We start from the raw sequence: 19,925 nt of genomic DNA, 5'->3' as shown, positions 1-19,925 counted from the left end.
AGCGCCGCCCGCCGCAGCTACTCGGGCGCGCGATACCTCGCCACGACGATCGTGATGTCGTCGTCCGGGCTCGGGCACCACCCCTCGACCTCCTCGAGGATCCGGTCGCGGATCACGCCGACAGGCTCCGTCTGGACGGCCTCGATGACGGCGCAGAGCCGCTCCAGACCGAACTGCTCGTGATGGGCGTTCCGCGCCTCGGTCACGCCATCGCTGTAGAGCACGAGCACATCCCCATCGCCAAGGTAGAGCTCGGCATCCCGCGTCAGCGCGCCGATCTCGGGCAGCGCGCCGATCCAGACGCCTGAGCTCGGAATGCACCCGCAGCGCCGCGTCCGCGCCGAGCACACGACCAGGTCGTCGTGCGCGCCCGCGAACGTCACGCGCCCGTTGCGCTCGTACCGGAGCAAGAGGAGCGTCGCGTGCTCGTCGCGCTCCAGACGATCGCGGACGTTCTTGTAGATCGCCTTGTTGAGCGCCGTGATGACCTTCGCCGGGCTCGCGGCCGGGTCGTTGCACGTGAGCGCCGATACCATGCTCTGGATCATCAGCATGATGAGACCCGCCGCGAGCCCGTGCCCCGCGACGTCGCCGATCCCCAGCCACCCGCCCCCGTTCGCCGGGATCACATCGTAGTAATCACCGCCGACCTCGGCCGCCGGCTTCATGACCGCGCAGAGGTCGAGCCCCTCGATAGAGAGCTGCTTCGGCACCAGCGTGGTCTGGATGCGCGCCGCGACCTGGCTCTCCTGACGGACCCGCTCCTGCTCCAGCCGCTCGCGCAGCTCCACCTCCCGGACGACCTGCCGGTGCAGCGCCGCGGCCTTGACCGCGGAGCCGAGCTGGAGGCGCAGCACCTCGTACATCATCCCGCTGGCGCGGTGGTCGAGCACCGCGACGCCGAACCTCTCCTCGTCGCCGAACGCGACCGGAAGCACGATCCTGCTGATGCGCTCGTCGGCGTCCAGGAAGCCCGGGGGCGCGAGGAGGTGCGCCGGGAAGCTCACGGCCGGCACCTCCACCTCGTGGCCGTCCTCCATCACGAACAGCGGCTTCATCGTGGCGTGCTGAGCGTCGTCGTACAGCGACACGGCGACGTCCGAGAACCGCATCCTCGGCAGCTCCGACGCCAATAGCCCCTTGAGCACGGGCAGGCTCAAGCACGCGGAGAAGCCCCGCGCGCCGTAGGTGACATCGATCGCGGCGAGCTCGACGTTCAGCCGCTGCTCCCCCTCGACGTGCACGCACTCGCTCCCGATCAGGATGCGCGCAGCGTGCCAGAGCTGCTCCAGCGCTGCGTCGCCGCCCACGGGCGACCCCTGTACCCGCGATCGCAAGAGCGATATCACCGCCTGGAACTCCTCGAGGAGCACGCCCTCGCGCCTCGCCCCGTCGAGGAGCGCCTGGAGCGCGCGCAGGAAGCGCCCCTCGTCGCCCGCGAGCTCCGCCTCCATCGCGGCGAGCAGGTCGCCCGCCCAGCCGTCGAGGGCGCCCCTCGGGATCGCCACGCTGCTGGCGAGCGCGCGCTCCAACGACGCCCGCTGATCCGCGATGGGGCGCGGAAAGCCGCGCACCGAGGGGACCGGCTGAAGGAACGTGTCGCCCGCGCGGTACCCGCAGCCGCAGGACTCGCGCTGCGTGAGCTCCACACGCGCGAGCTGCAGCGCCTCGACAGCCTCACCGTCGATCATGCGGAGGACCGTGCTCACGGCCATCCCCCCGAGCCGCTCGATCGGCTGGCGCACCGTCGTCAACGACGGCTTCGTGAAGCGAGCGATGCCGACGTCATCGAACCCGCAAACGAGGACGTCTTCCGGGATGCGGCGTCCCTCGGCCTTGAGCACCTCGATCGCCCCGAGCGCCATCCTGTCGTTGGCCGCCACCACGGCGTCGAACGCCACCCCGCGCGCCAGGAGCTCGCGCATCGCCGCGCGCCCCGTCGGGATCGTGAACCCACCGAACACGAGGAGGCGCTCGTCGCAAGGGAGCGCCCGCGCCGCAAGCGCCCTCCGGTACCCGCCGGCGCGCAGCGCGGCCTCCTCGCTGCTGCTCGGGCCGCCGATGTACGCGATGCGCCGGCACCCGTGCTCGTCCGCCATGTGCCCGACCGATATCTCGCTCCCGAGGGCGTTGTCGACCATCAGGCTCGGCACACCGTCGATCGCGGTCCCGATGCTGCACACCGGCAGCGGCGCGAAGGACCGGCAGAACGATCGCATGACCTCCATGCCGCCGTAAGGGGAGAGCGTCGACGAGGCGACGATGACGCCGTCGGCGGTCTCAGGGCCGATGAGGTGATAGAAGGTTCCCCGGTCGGCCACCTCCGGCCGGCGAGCCATGGCCGGGTCGCTGAACGCCGTCAGCAGGTTGACGTCGTGCGCCGCGGCGCCGCGCTCGATCCCGGCGCGCAGCTCGGACTGGTAGTCGCCAACGACATTGTCGATCAGAAACGCGAGCGTCCGACGCTTCCTCGTCATGGCCTCGGGCTCTCGATCATGCATCCGCGATCGAGACCAGCTCCGGGCATATGCGATCCAGGGGCTTCAGGCTCCGACGCTGCCATGTGCGCCGCGCGTCCGTGACGAACCGTATCCTGCATTTGAGGCCATGGCCCATCAGGCCGCAGATGAAGCCGACGAACGCCTTGAGGCAGCTCGAGCTCATGAAGCGCAGGTCGCGCACGTCGAACTCGACGGTGCTCACCGAGAGGCGCATCACCTCGCCCTCCAGCGCCTTGACGTACCTGCTGAGCGGCGGAGATGCCGCCATGTCCCCCGTGCCGGTGAGCTTGACGCTGAGGGTGTCGTCCCTCAAGGCTGGCTCGATCCCGAAGCTGTCGGTGACGACAGGATCCACGCTCAAGCAGCTCATCTCTTCTCCATCTCTCGACCGAGCGCGCGACGACCGTCGGCTCGGTCCTCTGGATGCCGCAGCCGACGGCCGGTGTGATGGTCGATGCGAGCTCTCCACACTACGACGTAGTCGCGCCGGATCCAATCCCTTCCCGCGAGCCGCGCGGGGTGCTCTCGGCACGCGCCATGCGCCATGCGTGAGCGCGGGTAGCCAGGGGAAGACGCGCACGATGCGGCGTCGCACGGTGAGCACCGCAACATTTCGCGAAGAGGCTCTCGATGCAGAGCGCGCCCGCTCGATCGCGGCATCCCGGCTCGGAGCGCGGGATGCCTCCGGATTCGTGTGGATGTCGTCCGGGCGCGTGGCGCCTCGCAGGGCAGGCGCAGGGAAGCGCGTCGGCGGTCGCGCGTCGCGCCGGCGTGGTTTCAGAGCGCGCTGACGAGCGGCCCGGCGTCGCCTTCGAGCCATTGCTCGGAGATCATGATGCTCGTCGAGAGCCCGGTCTGGAAGCGGTATCCTTCCTCGATCGAGAGGATCTCGATGACCCTCCTGTCGCCGATCCGGACGGGGAAGATCACCGAGACGCTCGACGGAAAGGAACCGTCCTCGTCGGCCCTGTGCTCGCCGACCGAGACAAACTCGCCTCCGGCCCCAGCGCCGAGCGGCCTCACGGCGACCACCGACGGAACGCTGCAATCGATCCGCAGCCACTCGCGCTGCCGGCGCGCCTTGCACGCGCCGCCCCTCGCGACGCGCGCGAGCGACACCTGCTCCGCGGCGTCCCACTCGGCCGCTGCCGGCCGCGCCGTTCGCTCGGGGGGCGGCGGCGTCGCCTCGAGCGCGCGCTTCTGCGGCGCCTCCGCGCCTCCTCCCGCGTCCGCCGAGCCTCCCGCGTCGCCCGCCTGCGGCCCGGCCGCCGCGCCTCCCGCCGGGGCGAGCACCGACTCCGCGGCCTGCGCCGGCGCGAGCGCGCCGAGCAGGACCATCCCGAGCACCGCTCTCTTCTTCATAACGTCCTCAAGAAGGCGGCGAGCGCCGCCTTGTCATTCCTCGACATGTGGCTGGTGCGACCCATCCGGTCCTGGTTTTCGTCGATGACCTCTTCGAGCGTCTTCGCGGATCCATCGTGGTAATAGGGCGCTGTCCCGCCGACGAAGCGCAGCGAGGGCGTCTTGAACACCTGGCCCGCCTTCTCGTCCGCGAACCCGGGCCGCGCCGCGAACCCGGGCATCGGGTAGCCCATGCGGTCGGTGTGCTCCGTCTCGGGCACGTGGCAGCGAGCGCACTGCGCCGTGTCGCTCATGAAGAGGGCGCGGCCATGCTCCTCCTGCGGCGTGAGCTTCCGCGCCTCCCTGGGCGGCGGCACGAGGCCCGCGCGCAGGAACGCGGCCAGGTGGCGCGCCCTCAGGGCGAGCTCGCCCTCGCCTAGACCACCGGGCCCCCACCGGTGAAGGCCGAACCCCTCGCGGAGGCGCTCCGCCAGGCTCTCGCTCTGGGCGTTCCAGCCATAAGGCCCCTCGGCCGACACGCGACCCGCGAGCATGGGAGTCTGCCGGGGCACGCCGCCGCGCGGCTCCACGTCGACCGGCTGGTTCTCGGCGGATCCGAGGAAATTGACGCTCTCGCCGCCGATGTCCATCACGTGGGCCTCGTGCCACACGTGGCCGTCGTCGCGCCCGTCCGGATGGCAGCCAGCGCACCCGAGGCCGCCGCTCGTGCCCCAGTCGACCGCGTTGTAGAAGAGCTTCCGGCCAAGGGCAGCCCGCTGCGGGACCGGCGCGTCGGCCAGCGCGATGTACGGCACGGGGCTCGGCTCGAACGGAGCGCCGTCGCGGTGCTCGTCGAGGCGGACGATCGCGAGGGCGTCCGTGGAACGGCAAAACACCCACGCCATGGACTCGTCCGCGGACAGCGCGACGCCGCTGGGCGCGCCGCACAGGGTCGCCACGTAGATGTCGGGGCCCGCATGGCGGCCGAGATGGTAGGTGCGGAGCGGCCGGAGCGCCGGATCGACCGCGAGCGCGTCGAGCTCCACCAGGGTGTCGGTGCCCTCGCTGGCGACGAGCAGGGTGCGGGTGCTCTTCCGGTACACGAGCGCGCGCGGCTGGACGAACGGGGCGAGCGATGTGTTGGGGAGCTCCAGCTCCGCGTCGTCGAACGCGGCATCGTCGAGCGCGCTCGCCCGCCAGAACGGCGCGCCCTGGCGGCGCCGGGGCGCGAGGGGCGCCTCGTCGCTCGTCACGAGGACGTCGACCGTGGAGGCGCCGAACCACGCCTGTTCACCGAGCGCGCCGAGCGCGTGGCGCGCGACGAAGAGGCGGCGGCCATCCGGCGAGAGCGCGGCCGCGTAGCCGAGCGACGCGGAGAGCGACTTGCCATGAGGAGCCCGGAAAGGCGACGGAGGGAGGGCGACCGGCCGGGCCTCGGGAGCGCCACCCAGCGCGATCCGGGTGAGCGAGGCGGACGTCAGGTGCATGACGTACGCGGCCGCGCCGTCCTCGCGGATCACGACGCCGCGGGGCTCGCGCGGGACATCGATGGCCCATGTCGCGGTCGCGGTCGCGAGGTCCACCGCGGAGACCTTGCCGGCCCATGCGCTCGTGACGAGCGCCGTGCGCTCATCGGGCGTGATCGCGAGCCCCCAGGCGTCGGCCGGCAGGGGCACGCGGGCCGCTTCCACGAGCCCCGCCGCCGGATCGGGCCGCAAGATAAGGAGGAGCCCGGGATCGCGGATCGTGACGAGCACGCGGTCCGCGAGCGCGAGCACCTGCGCCGGCCGCCCCGGCATGGCGATCTCGACAGGGGGCGTGCTCACGTCGACGGGGAGCGGGATGCGCCGGAGGACGGCGTGGTCCTCGTCGGCCAGATAGAGCGCGTCGTCCTGCGGCGCGCGCGCGAGCGCGCTGCCGACCCGCGTGACGGCCTCGAGCTTCTGCGGCGGCGGAGAGGCCGGCGGAGCCGGCGCCGCCGTCCCGGCGACTTCGGCGCTGCGCTCGACGGCCGGCGTCTCTCTGGAAGGACGCGAGCAGGCCGCGGCGAGGAGCGCGGCCAGGAGGAGGGTTGATGGTCGGTGCTTCATCGGTCGCCCGTGCCAACGACGGCGCCTGGCGTCCGTATTCCTCGGCACCGTCGGTCCCGATCCTCCGCGCACCGGCCACCGCTGCGCGGGAGGCGTCGCGGCGCCTGCGACAGCCCTCCCCTCTTTCCTTGGCGACCTCGGCGCCATGGCGGTTTCTCTGCTGATCCGTGGCAACTTCCCACAGCAAAGCAAGAGAACCTCTCAGCCTCGCTGCGGCGGTGTGCGTGACGTGCGCTGTGGTACGGTCATCGCGAGTCCCGTTGCCTGGATACGGCGGCTCGCCTGCAGCGTTGGGGAGCGTCGGTGGGACCGAGGGTGGGGCGACTCGGCACATGGGAAGGCGCCGGCGCTGGCCGGCCGCGCGCGCGGCTACGCCCGCCTCGGCCGGCGCCCGGCGCCCCTCACCGCGCGATAGTCGGTGAGGAGCGACCCCAGGATCGTGACCGCCCCCGCGGCGACGTGGATCACCGCGGCGAGCGGGTCGCGCTTCGCGTAGCCGAGCGCGAACGGCGCCGCGATCGCCGACACGCCGAAGGCATGGTCGATGACCTCGTGCGCCTCGATCGGTATCCGCTTTGCCAGGCTCAGCCGGCAGTCGGTGAGCAGGGAGACGAAAATGACCGACGCGCCGAGCGCGACGCCCGCAAGCCTCGCGGCCTTCGTCCGCGCGGAGAGCCCGGCCAGAGCGACGATGAGCCCGTTCGAGTAATCGAGGGCGGAGTGCACGTCCTCGGGAATGATCCGCGCGAAGGGCGCGGCGCCGAGGAGCGGCCTCGAGGGGATCGTCGTCGTGCGCTGCGCCTCCCGCACACTCGGGGCGAGCGAGGCGAGCTCCGCAGTCGGTACGTCGTCCGGCGGCAGGTAGGTCGTCGGCAGCTCGTATGCGCCCAGCGAAACGTCGGATCGTGCCATGAGGTCCTCCCGCTCTGCGCAGAGGCAATCCGCAGACCGGGGACAGGCCTCGTGCGCGGCGCGGGGCCCAGCTCTCTTGAGCTCGGCCCCCCGCGCTGCGCCTCGCGCAGGTCGCTCCGCGCGCCGCGCGTCCTACGGAGGCCTCTGTTCGTGCGATCGGCGATGCTAGGCTGCGCCCATGGGAGTCCGGATCATTCCTCTCGGCGGCCTCGGCGAGGTCGGGATGAACGCGATGCTGATCGAGGAGGAAGGCCGCCGCGTGCTCGTCGACTGCGGCGTCATGTTCCCCAACGACCAGGTGCTGGGCGTCGAGGTCGCGATCCCCGACCTCAGCTACGTCCGCGAGGCGGGCGGGGTCGACGCGGTGCTGCTCACGCACGGCCACGAGGATCACATCGGCGGGCTGCCGTCGCTGTTGCGCGAGTTCCCCGTCCCCGTGTACGGGACGCGCTTCACGCTCCGGCTGGTGCGCGAGCGCCTCGCCGAGCACGGCATCGACGTGCCGCTCCGCGAGGTCGAGCCGCAACAGCACTTCGTGGCCGGGCCGTTCCGCGCCGAGCCCCTCCGCGTGACCCACTCCATCCCCGACGCGGTCGGCTACGCCATCGAGACGGGCGAGGGGATCCTCATCCACACGGGCGACTACAAGATCGATCTCACCCCCGTGGCCGGCGAGCGGCTCGATCTCGGCCGCTTCGCCGAGTACGGCCGGGCCGGCGTGGCGGCGCTCCTCTCGGACTCGACCAACTCGGAGCGCGACGGCTGGTCGGTCAGCGAGACCGCGGTGGCCGAAGGGTTCACCCGGCGGTTTCGCGAGGCGAAGGGGCGCATCCTCGTCGCGCTGTTCGCCTCCAACGTCCACCGGGTCCAGAGCGTCCTCGACCTCGCCGCCCAGCTCGGCCGCAAGGTGGTGCTCGCCGGGCGCAGCCTCGCGACCAACACGCGGATCGCCCAGGAGATCGGCATCCTGCGCGTCCCGCCCGGCGTGCTCGTCGACGACGCCACGGCGGCCTCGCTCCCGCCCGAGCGCCTCGTCGTGCTCGCTTCGGGCGCGCAGGGCGAGCCGAACAGCGCCCTCGCGCGCATGGCCATGGGCGACCACCACCGGCTTCGGGTCGATCCGGGCGACACGGTGATCTTCTCGTCCCGCGCGATCCCCGGCAACGAGATCGCCGTGAGCCAGCTCGCCAACCGCCTGGCGAAGCGCGGCGCCGTTGTGCTCGATCGCGGCCTCGATCCCATCCACGCGAGCGGCCACGCGCAGGCCGAGGAGCAGAAGGTCCTCCTCGACGCCGTCCGGCCGGAGCACTTCGTCCCCATCCACGGCGAGTACCGGATGCTGCTCGCCCACGCGCGCACGGCGCTCCGGATGGGCGTGCCGGCGTCGGGGGTCTTCGTCGTCGAGGACGGCGACTCGCTGGTCCTCGAGAACGGCCGGATGCGCCTCGGCGAGACGGTGAAGAGCGGGCGGGTGTGGCTCGACGCGCGCGGCGGGCTCGACGTCTCCGAGCTGGTGCTCCGCGAGCGCGAGCAGATCTCGGATCAGGGGCTCGTGATGGTCCTGGTGGTGGCCGACCGCAAGACGGGCGAGATCTTGCGCGGCCCCGATCTCCTGGGGCGCGGCGTGGCGCACTTCGAGGAGGGCGGCCCGCTCTACGCCGCCGCGCTCGACAGCGCGCGCGACGCGCTCGCTGCGCTGTCCCCCGCGGCGCGCACGCTGGCGCCGGCGCTGGAGGACGCGCTCAGCCGCGGCGTGCGGCGGGTGTTCCGGCGCGAGGCCTCGCGGCGCCCCGCCGTGCTCCCGCTGGCCGTGTTGCTGTGAGGTCCGGCGCCGCGCCGTCAGGCGGGCCAGGCCGACCAGGCGGCCCGCGCGGCCCAGGCGCCTGGCCGCGCTGACAGGCGATCTGGAGTGAGCGCGGCTGTCGCCGGCGCTGGATCGCGCGGACCGGCGGAGCCCCTTTGTTCTGTCGCCGCATGACCGGCGTCGCTTCATGGTCCATCCTGGGGGGTTGCCCTCAGGCCGCGTGTCCCGGCGACCTCCCGAGCCGATCACCGCGCGACGCGGCATCATGGTGGAGCAGGCGAGATGAACGAGAGTCCCACGAACTCGCGCCTTCAGGGCGAGGCGGAGACGACGATCATGGAGGGAAAGGGCGCTGTCGCCGAGACGCGGGTCGAGGAGCCGCTCGGCGCCGATACCCGCCCTCCCCCGTCGTCGCGGCGGGGAGCGCCCGCCAGCCGGCGGGCTGCGCCGCCGGCGCGGCCGAGCGAGGACGTCGCCGCGGTCTATCTCCAGGAGATCTCGGAAAGCGCGCCGCTGAGCCGCGAGCTCGAGGTGGAGCTCGGCCGTCGTATCGAGTCGGCGGAGCGCGCGATGATCGAGGCCTGGGTCGCGTCGCCCGTCGCGCTGCGGGCGCTCGCGGCGCTGGCGGACGATGTGCGGGCGGGGCGGGTGGACATGAGCGATCTGCTGCTGAACGCGGACGGAGGCGACGCGCCGAGCGACGCGACGTCCGTGAGGATGGCGCGGCTGCTCGGGCTCGCGCGGTCCCTGGTGGAGGCCGGGCGGACGGAGGCGAGCGGGCAGCGAGCGCGCGCCGCGCTCTCGGCCGGGCTCTCCGACGTGCGCCTGGGCCCCCTGGTGGAGGAGCGGATCGAGCTCGCGCTAAGCGCGGCGATCCCCGCGGTCGACAGGCTCGGGCGCCAGGCGATCGAGGGGACGCTCTCGGCGATGCGCGCCGCCCGCCGAGAGGCGGCGGAGGCGAGGGCCGAGATGGTCCGCGCGAACCTGCGGCTCGTGGCGGCGGCGGCCCGGCAGCTCCGGCACCGCGGCGTGCCGCTGCTCGACCTCATCCAGGAGGGCAATCTCGGGCTGATCCGGGCGGCGGAGAAGTTCGATTACCGGCGCGGCTATCGGTTCAGCACGTATGCGATGTGGTGGATCAAGCAGGCGCTCTCTCGCGCGCTGCTCTATCAGGGCCAGGTCATCCGGGTGCCGGTCCACATCGCCGAGACCCGGCGCCGGGCGCTGCAGGCGCGGCGGGAGCTCGAGCAGGAGCACGCGCGCGAGGCGGCGCCCGAGGAGGTCGCCGAGCGGAGCGGGCTGTCGATGGAGAAGCTCCAGGCGCTGCGGGAGATGGCGCTGCCGCCGGTGTACCTCGACGCTCCGGTGGGGGACGACGACGGCGCGCGCCAGGGTGACTTCTTCGCGAGCGAGGGCGCCGCGCCGGACGAGCTCCTGGTCCACCGCCGCCTGCACGCGCAGGTCTCCGCGCTGCTCGAGTCGCTGACGCCGCGCGAGCGCGACGTGCTGCGGCTCCGGTTCGGCCTCGACGGCGGGCAGCCGCACACGCTCGCCGAGATCGGCGGCATGTTCTCGGTGAGCCGCGAGCGCGTCCGGCAGATCGAGGAGAGCGCGCTGAGCAAGCTGCGGACGCTGTCGCGCAGGCAGGCGCTGGAGACGCCGCTCGGGGGCTGACCGGCGCTGACGTCGCGAAGGCGCTTCGACCCCGGCTCAAGGCGTAGGGCACTGCAGCTGGAAGAGCCGCCGGCAGTTCGTCAACCACCCCCTCGGGCATATATTTGGTCGCGTGAGCTGCATCATGCTGACGAGCGAGCAGGGGTGTCGATGATCGTCGGGGCAGGCTATGCACTCCGCGAGAAGATCGAGGAAACCGCCGATTTTAGCCTGATCCGCGCGTGCCGAGAGGGTGAGGACGTCCCGGTCTTGCTGAAAGTCCTGCGCGCGGAGAGAGCCACTCGGGCCGAGGTCGCGCGCTTCAAGCACCAGTGCGAGCGCATCGCGCAGCTCGCCTCGCCCCGCCTCGTCGCGCTGCGTGGCGTCGAGGAGCTCGCCGGCGCCCTGATCGTCGTTCTCGAGGACTTCCCGGGCCGCGATCTCGCGCGGATCCTCGCCGCGCGCCCGTCGTGCAGAATGCCGATCTGCGAGGCGCTCGATCTCGCGGCGGCGCTCGCCGAAGGCCTCGCCGCGGTGCACGCGGCGGGGCTCATCCACCGCGATCTGCGCCCGCACAACGTGCTCGTCGGTGCGTGCGGCGCGGTCAAGATCACGAGCTTCGGCGTCGACGCCGAGATCACCCGCGCGCACGAACGGCTCTACGCGCCGGCGGTGATCGCCGACGTGCTGCCCTACGTCTCCCCCGAGCAGGCAGGCCGCATGAACCGCGGCGTCGACTACCGGACGGACCTCTACGCGCTCGGCGTTATCCTTATACCAGACGCTCACGGGTCAGCGCCCCTTCGAGTCCCTGGACCCCATGGAGCTCATCCACGCGCACCTCGCCCTCGCGCCCACGCCGTCGTCACGCGTCGACCCGACGATCCCCGAGGCCGTCTCCGGCGTTGTGCTCAAGCTGCTCGCGAAGAACGCCGAGGACCGCTACCAGAGCGCCGAGGGCCTGCTCGCCGACCTCGACCGCTGCCGCGAGGCCTTGCGCGGCACGGGGACGATCGAGCCCTTCGTCGCGGGCCAGCACGACCGCCAGGACCTGTTCCGGATCCACCAGAAGCTCTACGGCCGCGAGCAGGACATCGAGGCGCTCACGGCCGCGTCCGAGCGCGCGCTCGAGGGCAGCCGCGAGAGCGTCCTCGTCTCCGGCTACTCGGGCATCGGCAAGACCTCGCTCGTGCTGGAGATCCTGCGGCCGCTCGCGCGGCACAAGGGCTATTTCACGAGCGGCAAATCGGACCAGTACAGCCGCGACGCGCCCTATAGCGCGGTGATCCAGGCGTTCGACGGCCTCGTGCGGCAGATCCTCAGCGAGAGCGAGGCGCGCATCTCCCGGTGGCGGAGCGCGATCCTCGAGGCGCTCGGGCCGAACGCGCAGGTCGTCTGCGACGTCATCCCGTCGCTCTCCCACGTGATCGGCGCGCAGCCGCCCGTCCCGACGCTCGGCCCGATCGAGGCTCAGAACCGCCTGAACCGGTGCTTCTTGCGGTTCGTCTCGGTGTTCGCGCGCCGCGCCCATCCGCTCGCCGTGTTCCTCGACGATCTGCAGTGGATCGACCCCGCGAGCCTCGGGCTGCTCCGCGAGCTCCTCGCCGACACCTCGCTCGAGGCGCTCTTCTTCTGCGGCGCTTACCGCGACAACGAGGTATCGCCCGGGCACCCGTTCGTTCGGGCCATCGAGGAGGCCGGGCTCGTCGTATGCAACATCGTCCTCGGCCCGCTCGCGCGCCCGCACCTGGTCGAGATGCTCTCGGACAGCCTCAAGTGCGGCGACTGCGGGCCGCTCGCCGATGCGGTGCAGACGAAGACCGGCGGCAACCCGTTCTTCGTCAAGGAGTTCGTCCGGTCGCTGTACGACCATGGCGTCCTCACGTATTCGACCGGATCGGGCTGGCGCTGGGACCTCGCCGCGATCGACGCGCTCGGATACACGGACAACGTGGTCGACCTCATGGTGCGGACCATCGCGCGCCTGCCATCGGCGACGGTGAAGGCGCTCAAGCTCGCCGCGGCGATCGGCAACCGGTTCGACCTCGACGTGCTCGCGGCGGTGAGCGAATGCTCGCCGAAGGACGCGTACGCCCGCCTCGATCCCGCGGTGAGCGAGGGGCTCGTGATCGCCGGGCGCGAACGCTACCGGTTCGCCCATGACAAGGTCCAGGAGGGCGTCTACGGGATGATCCCGGAGGCGGACCGGCCCGCGTTCCATCTCCGGATCGGCCGGCTGCTCGCCGACAAGCTGGACCTCTCGGACAGCCAGAGCCTCTTCGACCTCGTCGGCCACCTGAACAGCGCAGGCGACCTCGTGTCGGCCCCCGCGGAGCGCCTGCAGCTAGCTCGCATAAGCCTCGAGGCCGCGGGCCGCGCCGCGGACTCGGCGGCCTTCGGCGCCGCGCTGCGCTACCTGCAATTCGGCCTCCTGCGCCTCCCGGAGGACGCCTGGACGTCACAGCACCCGCTCCGCCTCGAGTACGCGAAGAAGACAGCGCTCATGCTCTCGCTCAGCGGCCGGCACGACGAAGCGCTGGCGATCCTCTCCGACTGCCTGGAGCGGGTTGCGAGCCGGCTCGATCGCACCGAGGTCCTGCGGCTCAAGATGAACGTGCAGGTGCTCAAGAACGACCTGCCCGCCGCGCTCGAGGAGGGGCTCGCCGCCCTGCGCCCGTTCGGGCTCGACCTGCCCCTCTTCCCCGACCAGGCCATGGTCGACGCCCAGATCGACGCGACGATGGATCTGGTCCGCGAGCGGACGCTCGAGGCGCTACGGGGCCTGCCGCCGCTGCGGGACCCGGAGATCGGCGCCATGCAGGACGTGCTCCTGGAGCTGTTCGTTCCCTGCTACTTCCTCGCCTCGCACAACGTCGGCATCACCGTCGCCAAGATCCTCGATAACACGCTCCGCCACGGGCTGTCGGAGACCTCGATCTACGGCTGCGTGAACTTCGGGATGTTCCTCTGCGCGCGCGGTGACATCGAGCTCGGCTATCGACTCGGGCGAATCGCTGTAGAGCTCGCCGAGCGGTACCCGGACAAGAAGTCCGAGTCGATGCTCTGCAACATGTGGGGTGCCTTCATTCAGCACTGGAAGGAGGGTTACGCCGCCTACAGGGAGACGCTGCGCGTCGGCATGCACGCTGGACTCGCGACCGGCCAGTATATCTGGGCGTTCTATAACACGGTCAACCGGAGCACGAACAGCCTCCTGCGCGGCCTCCCGCTCTCCGATCTCCTCGCCGAGACGAAGGGCTACCAGCCGATACACCGGCTCGACAAGTCCAACGCCATCACCTGGGTGTCCGGCGCGGTCGGACAGCTCGCGCACCAGCTCTCGGTCGAGACGGCGCGCCCGGCCGCGCTCAAGGGCGAGTGGGTCGATATCGACGCGGTCGTGGAGGAGGCCCGCCGGATCGACAACCAGGCTTCACTCTTCTTCGCCCACTTCTTCGTCGTGCTGCTCGGCGTGTTCCAGGGCGCGTTCGAGGACGCAGCACGCCTCGCGCTGACGCTGAACATCGAGATCCCGGCCGTGGCGGCCTGGCACGGCAATCCCGCGTTCCATTGCTACGCCGGCATCGCGCTCACACAGGCGGCGGACATCGTCCCCTCGGACGAGCGCGCGCGCTTCCTCGCCCGCGCGGAGCTCTTCGCGGAGAGGCTCTCGCGCTGGGCAAGGCTGTGTCCGGAGAACCTGGCGCACCGCAGCGTCCTGCTCGGCGCCGAGCTCGAGCGCGCCCGCGGTGACGCGCGGGCCGCCGGCGATCGCTACGACGAGGCGATCGCCCTCGCGCAGCGCGGCGGCTACCTCCATGACGAGGCGCTCGCCAACGAGCTCGCCGGCCTCTCCTTTCGCGCTCTCGGCAAGACCACCATCGCCCGCGCCTACCTGACCGAGGCCCACCGGCTCTACGGCCGCTGGGGCGCGACCGAGGTGATGCGGCGCCTCGAGCGCGCGTACCCCGACCTCGTCCCCGGCGAAATCCTCCGCGGCGCGACGTGCCCGGAGGCCGCCGCGCCCGCCAGCACCGCGCTCGACCTCGGCTCGGTGCTCAAGGCCTCCCAGGCCATCTCGGGCGAGATCGTCCTCGACCGCCTGCTCGACGCGCTCATGCGCATCCTGGTCAAGAACGCCGGCGCGAGGCGGGGCTGCCTGCTCCTCGCCCGCGCCGAGACCCTGTTCCTGGCCGCCGAGGCGAAGGCGGAGGGGCCCCAGATCGAGGTGCGTATTCCCCACGAGCCCGAGGCCTCCCCTTCGGACCTGCCGGCGTCCCTCCTCAACTACGTCCGGCGCAGCCGGGAGACGGTGATCCTGGACGACGGGACGGCACGGAATCCGATCATCGCCGGCGATCACCTCTCTCGGCGCCCCAGATCCGCGCTCTGCCTGCCCATCCTGCGGCAGGCGGAGATCGTGGGGCTGCTCTACCTGGAAAACGACCTCGTCGCCGGCGCGTTCACCCCGGACCGGCTTTCCGTGCTGGAGCTGCTCTCGGCCCAGGCCGCCATATCGATCGCCAATGCCACGCTCTACGCCGACCTGCTCCAGGAGAACAGCGAACGCCGGCGAGCGGAGCAGGCCGTGCGGGACAGCAAAGAGCTGCTGCAGTCGATCGTCGACAACTCGACAGCGATCATCTACCTCAAGGATCTCGAGGGGCGCTACCTCATGATCAACCGGCGCTACGCCGAGCTGTTCCACGTCGGGGAGCAGGCGATCGTCGGCGGGACCGACTACGATGTCTTCCCCAGGGAGCGGGCCGATGCCTTCCGCGCCGTCGACCAGGAGGTGCTGGCCACCGGAGCGGCGCTGCAGGCCGAGGAGGAGGTCCCCCACGACGATGGATTGCACACCTTTATCTCCCTCAAGTATCCCCTGCGCAACGCGGCGGGGCAGCCCTATGCCGTCTGCGGCATTTCCACCGACATCACCGAGCGCAAGCAGGCCGAAGCGGAGCGCCAGGCCCGCAAGACGGCCGAAGCCGAGAGCCGTGCGAAGACCGAGTTCCTGAGGAACATGAGCCACGAGCTGCGCACGCCGCTGAACGCCATCCTCGGCTATGCCCAGATCCTCGAGCGCTCCCTGGGGCGCGAAGGCCGCGAGGCGACGGGGCTGAATACCATCCAGCAGAGCGGCCAGCACCTCTTGACCCTCATCAACGACCTCCTGGACCTGGCCAAGATCGAGGCGGGCAAGCTCGATCTCTGCCCCGAGCCGATCGATCTCTCGACCTTCGTCACGGTCGTCGCCGACATCATCCGCGTCAGGGCGGAGCAGAAGAGCCTTTGCTTCACCTATGAGGCCACGCCCCACCTGCCCCAGGCGGTGCTGGCCGACGAGAAGCGCCTGCGTCAGGTGCTGCTCAACCTCCTGGGCAACGCGGTGAAATTCACCGATCGGGGGCGGGTGCGCTTCGGGGTGCAGGGGCTGGTCCGGGACGGGACCGCGGCGCGCCTGCGCTTCGAGGTGGAGGATACCGGCGTCGGAATGACGCCGGAGCAGCTGGCAAAGCTCTTCCAGCCCTTCGAACGGGTGGGGGATGTGCGGCGCCGCGCCGGGACCGGCCTGGGGCTGATGATAAGCCGCCAGCTGGTGCACCTCATGGGCAGCGAGATCCACGTGCAAAGCCGGCCCGGCGAAGGCAGCCGCTTCTGGTTCGAGGTGACCCTGCCAGTGGCCGAGATCGCAGCGCCGCTCCGGCCCTCCGAGCGGGACGCCATCGGCTACGAGGGGCCGCGCCGGAAGGTGCTGGTCGCCGACGACGTGGCGGGCAATCGGGCGGTGCTCTCTGACCTGCTGAGCGGCCTGGGCTTCGAGGTCTGCGAGGCGACCAATGGCCAGGAGGCCCTCGATAAGGCGATGGCGGCGTCGCCGGATCTGGTGGTGATGGATCTGGTCATGCCGGTGATGGGCGGCCCGGAAGCCATCCATGGCATTCGTCGCGCTCGCCAGGCTCGGGGGCTCGCGCGGCTGCCGTTCATCGCCGTGTCCGCGAACGCCAACGAGGAAGAGCAGACGGAGAGCGTCGCGGCCGGTGCCGACGCCTTCCTCGCCAAGCCGATCGACCAGGAGAGCCTGCTGCGGATCATCGGCGCCCAGCTCGGGTTGACCTGGGTCTGTCGCAGACCGGCCGAGGAGCGAGCCGGGGGCGGAGAGGACGCGGAGCTCCTGGCGCCGCCCCGAGAGGAGATGGAAGTCCTGCATGCCCTGGCCCGGAACGGCAACATGCGCGACATCCGAGAGCGGGCGGCCTACCTGACCACCCTCGGCGAACGCTATCGCCCCTTCGCCGACCGCCTGCATCGCCTGGCGCAGGGCTGCCAGTCCAGGGCGATCCTCCGCCTGGTCGAGGAGCACCTGCAGGGGGTGGAGCCGAAGGCGAGGCTGGGGCCGGAGCCGCGGCACATCGGGGGCGACCAGCGACCATGAACAGCGCCACAGCGTCCGGTGCTCGCCCCCGCACACTCCTGATCGTGGATGACATGCCAGCCAATCTCACCGTGCTGGCGGACAATTTGGAATGCATGGGTCATCAGGTGCTCATCGCCGAGGGCGGTGAAGAGGCTTTGGAGCGTGCCCGCCTCATGCAACCCGACCTGATCTTGCTGGACGTGGTGATGCCGGACATCGACGGTTTCGAGACGTGCCGGCGCCTGAAAGCGGCTGAGAGCACCCGAGACATCCCGGTGATCTTCATGACCTGTCTCACCGATGCGGCGGACAAGCTCGTGGGGTTCAAGGCGGGGGGCGTCGATTACATCGACAAACCATTCGAGATTGGAGAGGTGATCGCGCGGGTCACGACGCACCTGAGCTTGCGCGAGGCGCAAAAGGAGCTCGAAGAAAAGAACGCGGAGCTGCAGCGTACCCATCAAGAGCTGGAACGACGGGTGCGAGATCGCACGGCCGAGCTGGCCAGATCGAACGCCGCTCTCCGCGAGAGCCAGCACCTGCTTCAGGCCATCGTCGACAACACGACCGCCGTCATCTTCGCCAAGGACATCGAGGGTCGCTACATGCTCGTCAACCGCGGGTTCGAAGAGCTCTTCCGGATGCGCCGCGAGCAGGTCATCGGCAAGACCGACCATGACGTCTTCCCACGCGAGCAGGCCGATGAGTATCGCGCCAACGATTTGCTCGTCCTGCAGCAGAACCGGGCCATCGAGCTCGACGAGCTGGCCCCCCAGAGCGACGGCGTACGCACGTACATCTTCCTCAGGTTCCCGCTCCGCGGCCCCGACGGAAGACCTGAGGGCATTTGCGGGATCGCGACCGACATCACCTCCCGCAAGCGCGCCGAGGACGTGCTGCGCCATTCCTACTCGCTCCTCGAGGCTACGCTCGAATCGACGGAGGACGGCATCCTGGTCGTCGACGGCGCGAGGCGCATCGTGCGCCATAACCACAGGCTCGCCCAGATGTGGCGCGTTCCCACCGATATCCTCGCCGGCGGATCGGCCGATGTGTTCCTCGCGTTCGGCGGCAGCCAGCTCCGAGAGCCAGAGCTGTTCCTGCAAAGCGTCCGCGACCTCGACGCCGATCCCGAGGCGAGCGTCTTCGATACGTTCCCGCTCCGGAACGGGCGGGTCTTCGAGTGTTATACGCAGCCCCAGCGCCTCGAAGGGCGCGTGGCCGGGCGGGTCTGGAGCTTCCGCGACATCACCGCGCGCGTGCAAGCCGAACAGCAGCGCGATCGGCTCCTCCTGGACGAGCGGCGCGCGCGCGCGGCGGCGGAGGAGGCCATTCACCTGCGGGACGAGTTCCTCATCATCGCCTCGCACGAGCTCCGGACGCCGGTCACCAGCTTGCAGCTCTCTATTCAATCGCTGGGGCAGAGGCTCTCGCGGGGCATGGACGTCGAGCGCGTGCGATCAGCGGTCGCGCTCTCCGGCCGCCAGATCAAGCGCCTCGCCAACCTCGTCGACATGCTCCTCGACGTCTCCCGGATCCAGGCGGAGAGGCTCGAGCTGAACCGGGCGCCCGTCGATCTGCGCGAGCTGGTCGCCGAGGTCGTCACCCAGCTCGGCGACCAGCTCGCGCAGTCGGGCAGCCCCCTCGCTCTGCGCGCGGAGCAGCCGGTCATCGGCTCGTGGGACCCGTACCGCCTGGATCAGGTCGTGACCAACCTCCTGACCAATGCCATCAAGTTCGGGGAACGCGCGCCGATCGAGATCACCGTCACCGCGGAAGGTGGCGTCGCACGGCTCTCGGTGACGGACCACGGGATCGGGATCCCGGCCGAGGTGCGGACGCAGCTCTTCGAGCGATTTCGCCGCGGCGTCTCGTCGCGACATTATGGGGGGCTCGGGCTCGGCCTCTATATCACGCGCACCATCGTCGAGGCGCACGGCGGACGAATTCGCGTGTCGAGCGAGGTCGGCCTGGGCTCGACCTTCTGCGTCGAGCTGCCGCTGCCGACCGAGGGCGCGGGGCGCCACGACGCATAGCCATGGCGGCCGGAGCCGTCATCCCAGGTCACGAGCCGGCGCGAGAGCGATGGCGGATCCATGTCGACCGCGACCGTCCCGTCGCGAAGGCGCGCCGACCCCGGCTCAGCGCGGCGAGTCGCCGTGGCGGAACTCCGCGGTCGCCTCGTCGAGGCGCGCCTTGAGCTGCGGATCGAGCGCGAGCTCGGCCGCGGCGAGCGTGGCGTCGAGCTGATCTGGCCGGCTGGCGCCGATGATGGCCGACGTGACGGCCGGGTTGGCGAGCACCCACGCCACGGCGACGGTCGTGAGCGGCTGGCCTGCTTCGGCGACGATGCCCGCGAGCTTCTCGACGGTCGCGAACGCGCGCTCGTTCCAGTAGCGCTGCTGGTAGATGGACGCCGCCGCGCCGAGCGTGAAGCGGGTGCCCGCCGTCGGCTCGCCGCGGCGGTGCTTGCCCGTGAGGAACCCGCCGGCGAGCGGGTTGTACGGGATGACGCCGAGGCCCTCCTCCTGCGCGAGCGGGAGCAGCTCGCGCTCGATCTCCCGGAACAGCAGCGCATAACGCGGCTGCACGGACACGAACCGCGCGAGCCCGCGCACGTCGGCGCGGCCGAGCGCGCGCGCCAGGCGATATGCCAGGTAGTTGGAGACGCCGATGTACCGCGCCTTGCCCGAGCGAACGACGATGTCGAGCGCCTCCAGCGTCTCGTCGATCGGGGTGTCACGATCGTCGGAGTGGAGCTGATAGAGATCCACGTAATCGGTGCCGAGCCGGCGCAGGGAGGCGTCGATCGCGTCCAGGATGTGCTTGCGGGAGGCGCCCTGATCCCACGGGTTCGGGCCGACCCGGCCGACGCACTTGGTGGCGAGGATGAAGCGGTCCCGCTTGCCCTTGAGCCAGCGGCCGACGATCTCCTCGGTGCGCCCGGCGGTCGGCAAGCCCCCGCCCAGCGGATACACGTCGGCCGTGTCGAGGAAGTTGACGCCGGCGGCAGCGGCCTTGTCGAGGATGGCGCGGGAGGTCTCCTCGTCCGTCTGGAAACCGAACGTCATCGTGCCCAGGCACAGGCGAGAAACGGTGAGGCCGGTACGGCCGAGTCGGGTCGTCGGGATGCTCATGATCTTCCGTTGGTGCTTTGGCTAGGTTGGCGTGAGGCGTCGAGCTGGCGCCCTCGTCTTCAGCGCCCG

At 71.0% G+C, this 19,925-nt stretch carries 10 protein-coding genes and 1 pseudogene; 5 read left to right on the top strand and 6 right to left on the bottom strand.

The genetic code is table 11. From position 1 onward, the window contains the following. Positions 1 to 17: 17 nt before the first annotated feature. The 5 genes from WMF22_RS14445 to WMF22_RS14425 all read right to left on the bottom strand — a co-directional run bounded on the left by WMF22_RS14445 (position 18) and on the right by WMF22_RS14425 (position 6,844). Positions 18 to 2,477, bottom strand: coding sequence for a SpoIIE family protein phosphatase (locus tag WMF22_RS14445; RefSeq protein ID WP_438036092.1), 2,460 nt, complete (start codon positions 2,475 to 2,477; stop codon positions 18 to 20). Positions 2,478 to 2,493: 16 nt separating this feature from the next. Next, positions 2,494 to 2,871: a hypothetical protein gene (locus WMF22_RS14440; protein ID WP_437299659.1), complete on the bottom strand. Its 378-nt coding sequence runs from the start codon at positions 2,869 to 2,871 to the stop codon at positions 2,494 to 2,496. A 407-nt stretch (positions 2,872 to 3,278) separates the two neighbouring features. Next, positions 3,279 to 3,863 (bottom strand): hypothetical protein, encoded by a 585-nt coding sequence (locus tag WMF22_RS14435; protein ID WP_437299658.1) that lies wholly within the window; start codon positions 3,861 to 3,863, stop codon positions 3,279 to 3,281. Continuing rightward, positions 3,860 to 5,932, bottom strand: a complete 2,073-nt coding sequence (locus WMF22_RS14430; RefSeq protein ID WP_438036091.1) for a hypothetical protein — start codon at positions 5,930 to 5,932, stop codon at positions 3,860 to 3,862. Before WMF22_RS14430 ends, WMF22_RS14435 begins: the two co-directional genes overlap by 4 nt. 369 nt (positions 5,933 to 6,301) lie before the next feature. Then, positions 6,302 to 6,844 (bottom strand): SPW repeat domain-containing protein, encoded by a 543-nt coding sequence (locus tag WMF22_RS14425; protein WP_437299656.1) that lies wholly within the window; start codon positions 6,842 to 6,844, stop codon positions 6,302 to 6,304. Between the two features lie 178 nt (positions 6,845 to 7,022). Here WMF22_RS14425 and WMF22_RS14420 point away from each other — a divergent pair, with 178 nt between their 5' ends. The 5 genes and pseudogenes from WMF22_RS14420 (at position 7,023) to WMF22_RS14400 (ending at position 18,755) form a co-directional block, all read left to right on the top strand. Then, the gene (locus tag WMF22_RS14420) at positions 7,023 to 8,666 is read left to right on the top strand and encodes a ribonuclease J (RefSeq protein WP_437299655.1); all 1,644 of its coding nucleotides are present in this window, start codon (positions 7,023 to 7,025) and stop codon (positions 8,664 to 8,666) included. Between the two features lie 264 nt (positions 8,667 to 8,930). Continuing rightward, positions 8,931 to 10,322, top strand: coding sequence for a sigma-70 family RNA polymerase sigma factor (locus WMF22_RS14415; protein ID WP_438036090.1), 1,392 nt, complete (start codon positions 8,931 to 8,933; stop codon positions 10,320 to 10,322). 150 nt (positions 10,323 to 10,472) lie between these two features. Next, positions 10,473 to 11,045, top strand: a pseudogene (locus WMF22_RS14410) (protein kinase domain-containing protein); the annotation flags it as partial. A gap of 76 nt (positions 11,046 to 11,121) precedes the next feature. Then, positions 11,122 to 16,737 carry an AAA family ATPase gene (locus WMF22_RS14405; RefSeq protein ID WP_438036089.1) on the top strand — a complete coding sequence of 1,872 codons (5,616 nt, stop codon included), beginning with the start codon at positions 11,122 to 11,124 and terminating at the stop codon, positions 16,735 to 16,737. Then, positions 16,734 to 18,755, top strand: coding sequence for an ATP-binding protein (locus WMF22_RS14400; protein ID WP_437299652.1), 2,022 nt, complete (start codon positions 16,734 to 16,736; stop codon positions 18,753 to 18,755). The genes WMF22_RS14405 and WMF22_RS14400 overlap by 4 nt, the downstream gene beginning before the upstream one ends. 105 nt (positions 18,756 to 18,860) lie before the next feature. Here the strand turns inward: WMF22_RS14400 and WMF22_RS14395 are convergent, their stop codons facing one another. Then, positions 18,861 to 19,856 (bottom strand): aldo/keto reductase, encoded by a 996-nt coding sequence (locus WMF22_RS14395; protein ID WP_437299651.1) that lies wholly within the window; start codon positions 19,854 to 19,856, stop codon positions 18,861 to 18,863. Between the last annotated feature and the right edge of the window lie 69 nt (positions 19,857 to 19,925).

The organism is Sorangium sp. So ce204 (assembly GCF_051526795.1).
GTDB lineage: Bacteria > Myxococcota_A > Polyangia > Polyangiales > Polyangiaceae > Sorangium > Sorangium cellulosum_B.
The sequence above is the reverse complement of the archived record's forward strand: the minus strand, read 5'-3'. Positions and strand labels throughout refer to the sequence as shown.

Excerpts from the sequence above, each read along its gene's own strand:
- WMF22_RS14445 (WP_438036092.1), bottom strand. The coding sequence starts at position 2,477 with ATGACGAGGAAGCGTCGGACGCTCGCGTTTCTGATCGACAATGTCGTT.
- WMF22_RS14440 (WP_437299659.1), bottom strand. The coding sequence starts at position 2,871 with ATGAGCTGCTTGAGCGTGGATCCTGTCGTCACCGACAGCTTCGGGATC.
- WMF22_RS14435 (WP_437299658.1), bottom strand. The coding sequence starts at position 3,863 with ATGAAGAAGAGAGCGGTGCTCGGGATGGTCCTGCTCGGCGCGCTCGCG.
- WMF22_RS14430 (WP_438036091.1), bottom strand. The coding sequence starts at position 5,932 with ATGAAGCACCGACCATCAACCCTCCTCCTGGCCGCGCTCCTCGCCGCG.
- WMF22_RS14425 (WP_437299656.1), bottom strand. The coding sequence starts at position 6,844 with ATGGCACGATCCGACGTTTCGCTGGGCGCATACGAGCTGCCGACGACC.
- WMF22_RS14420 (WP_437299655.1), top strand. The coding sequence starts at position 7,023 with ATGGGAGTCCGGATCATTCCTCTCGGCGGCCTCGGCGAGGTCGGGATG.
- WMF22_RS14415 (WP_438036090.1), top strand. The coding sequence starts at position 8,931 with ATGAACGAGAGTCCCACGAACTCGCGCCTTCAGGGCGAGGCGGAGACG.
- WMF22_RS14405 (WP_438036089.1), top strand. The coding sequence starts at position 11,122 with ATGGAGCTCATCCACGCGCACCTCGCCCTCGCGCCCACGCCGTCGTCA.
- WMF22_RS14400 (WP_437299652.1), top strand. The coding sequence starts at position 16,734 with ATGAACAGCGCCACAGCGTCCGGTGCTCGCCCCCGCACACTCCTGATC.
- WMF22_RS14395 (WP_437299651.1), bottom strand. The coding sequence starts at position 19,856 with ATGAGCATCCCGACGACCCGACTCGGCCGTACCGGCCTCACCGTTTCT.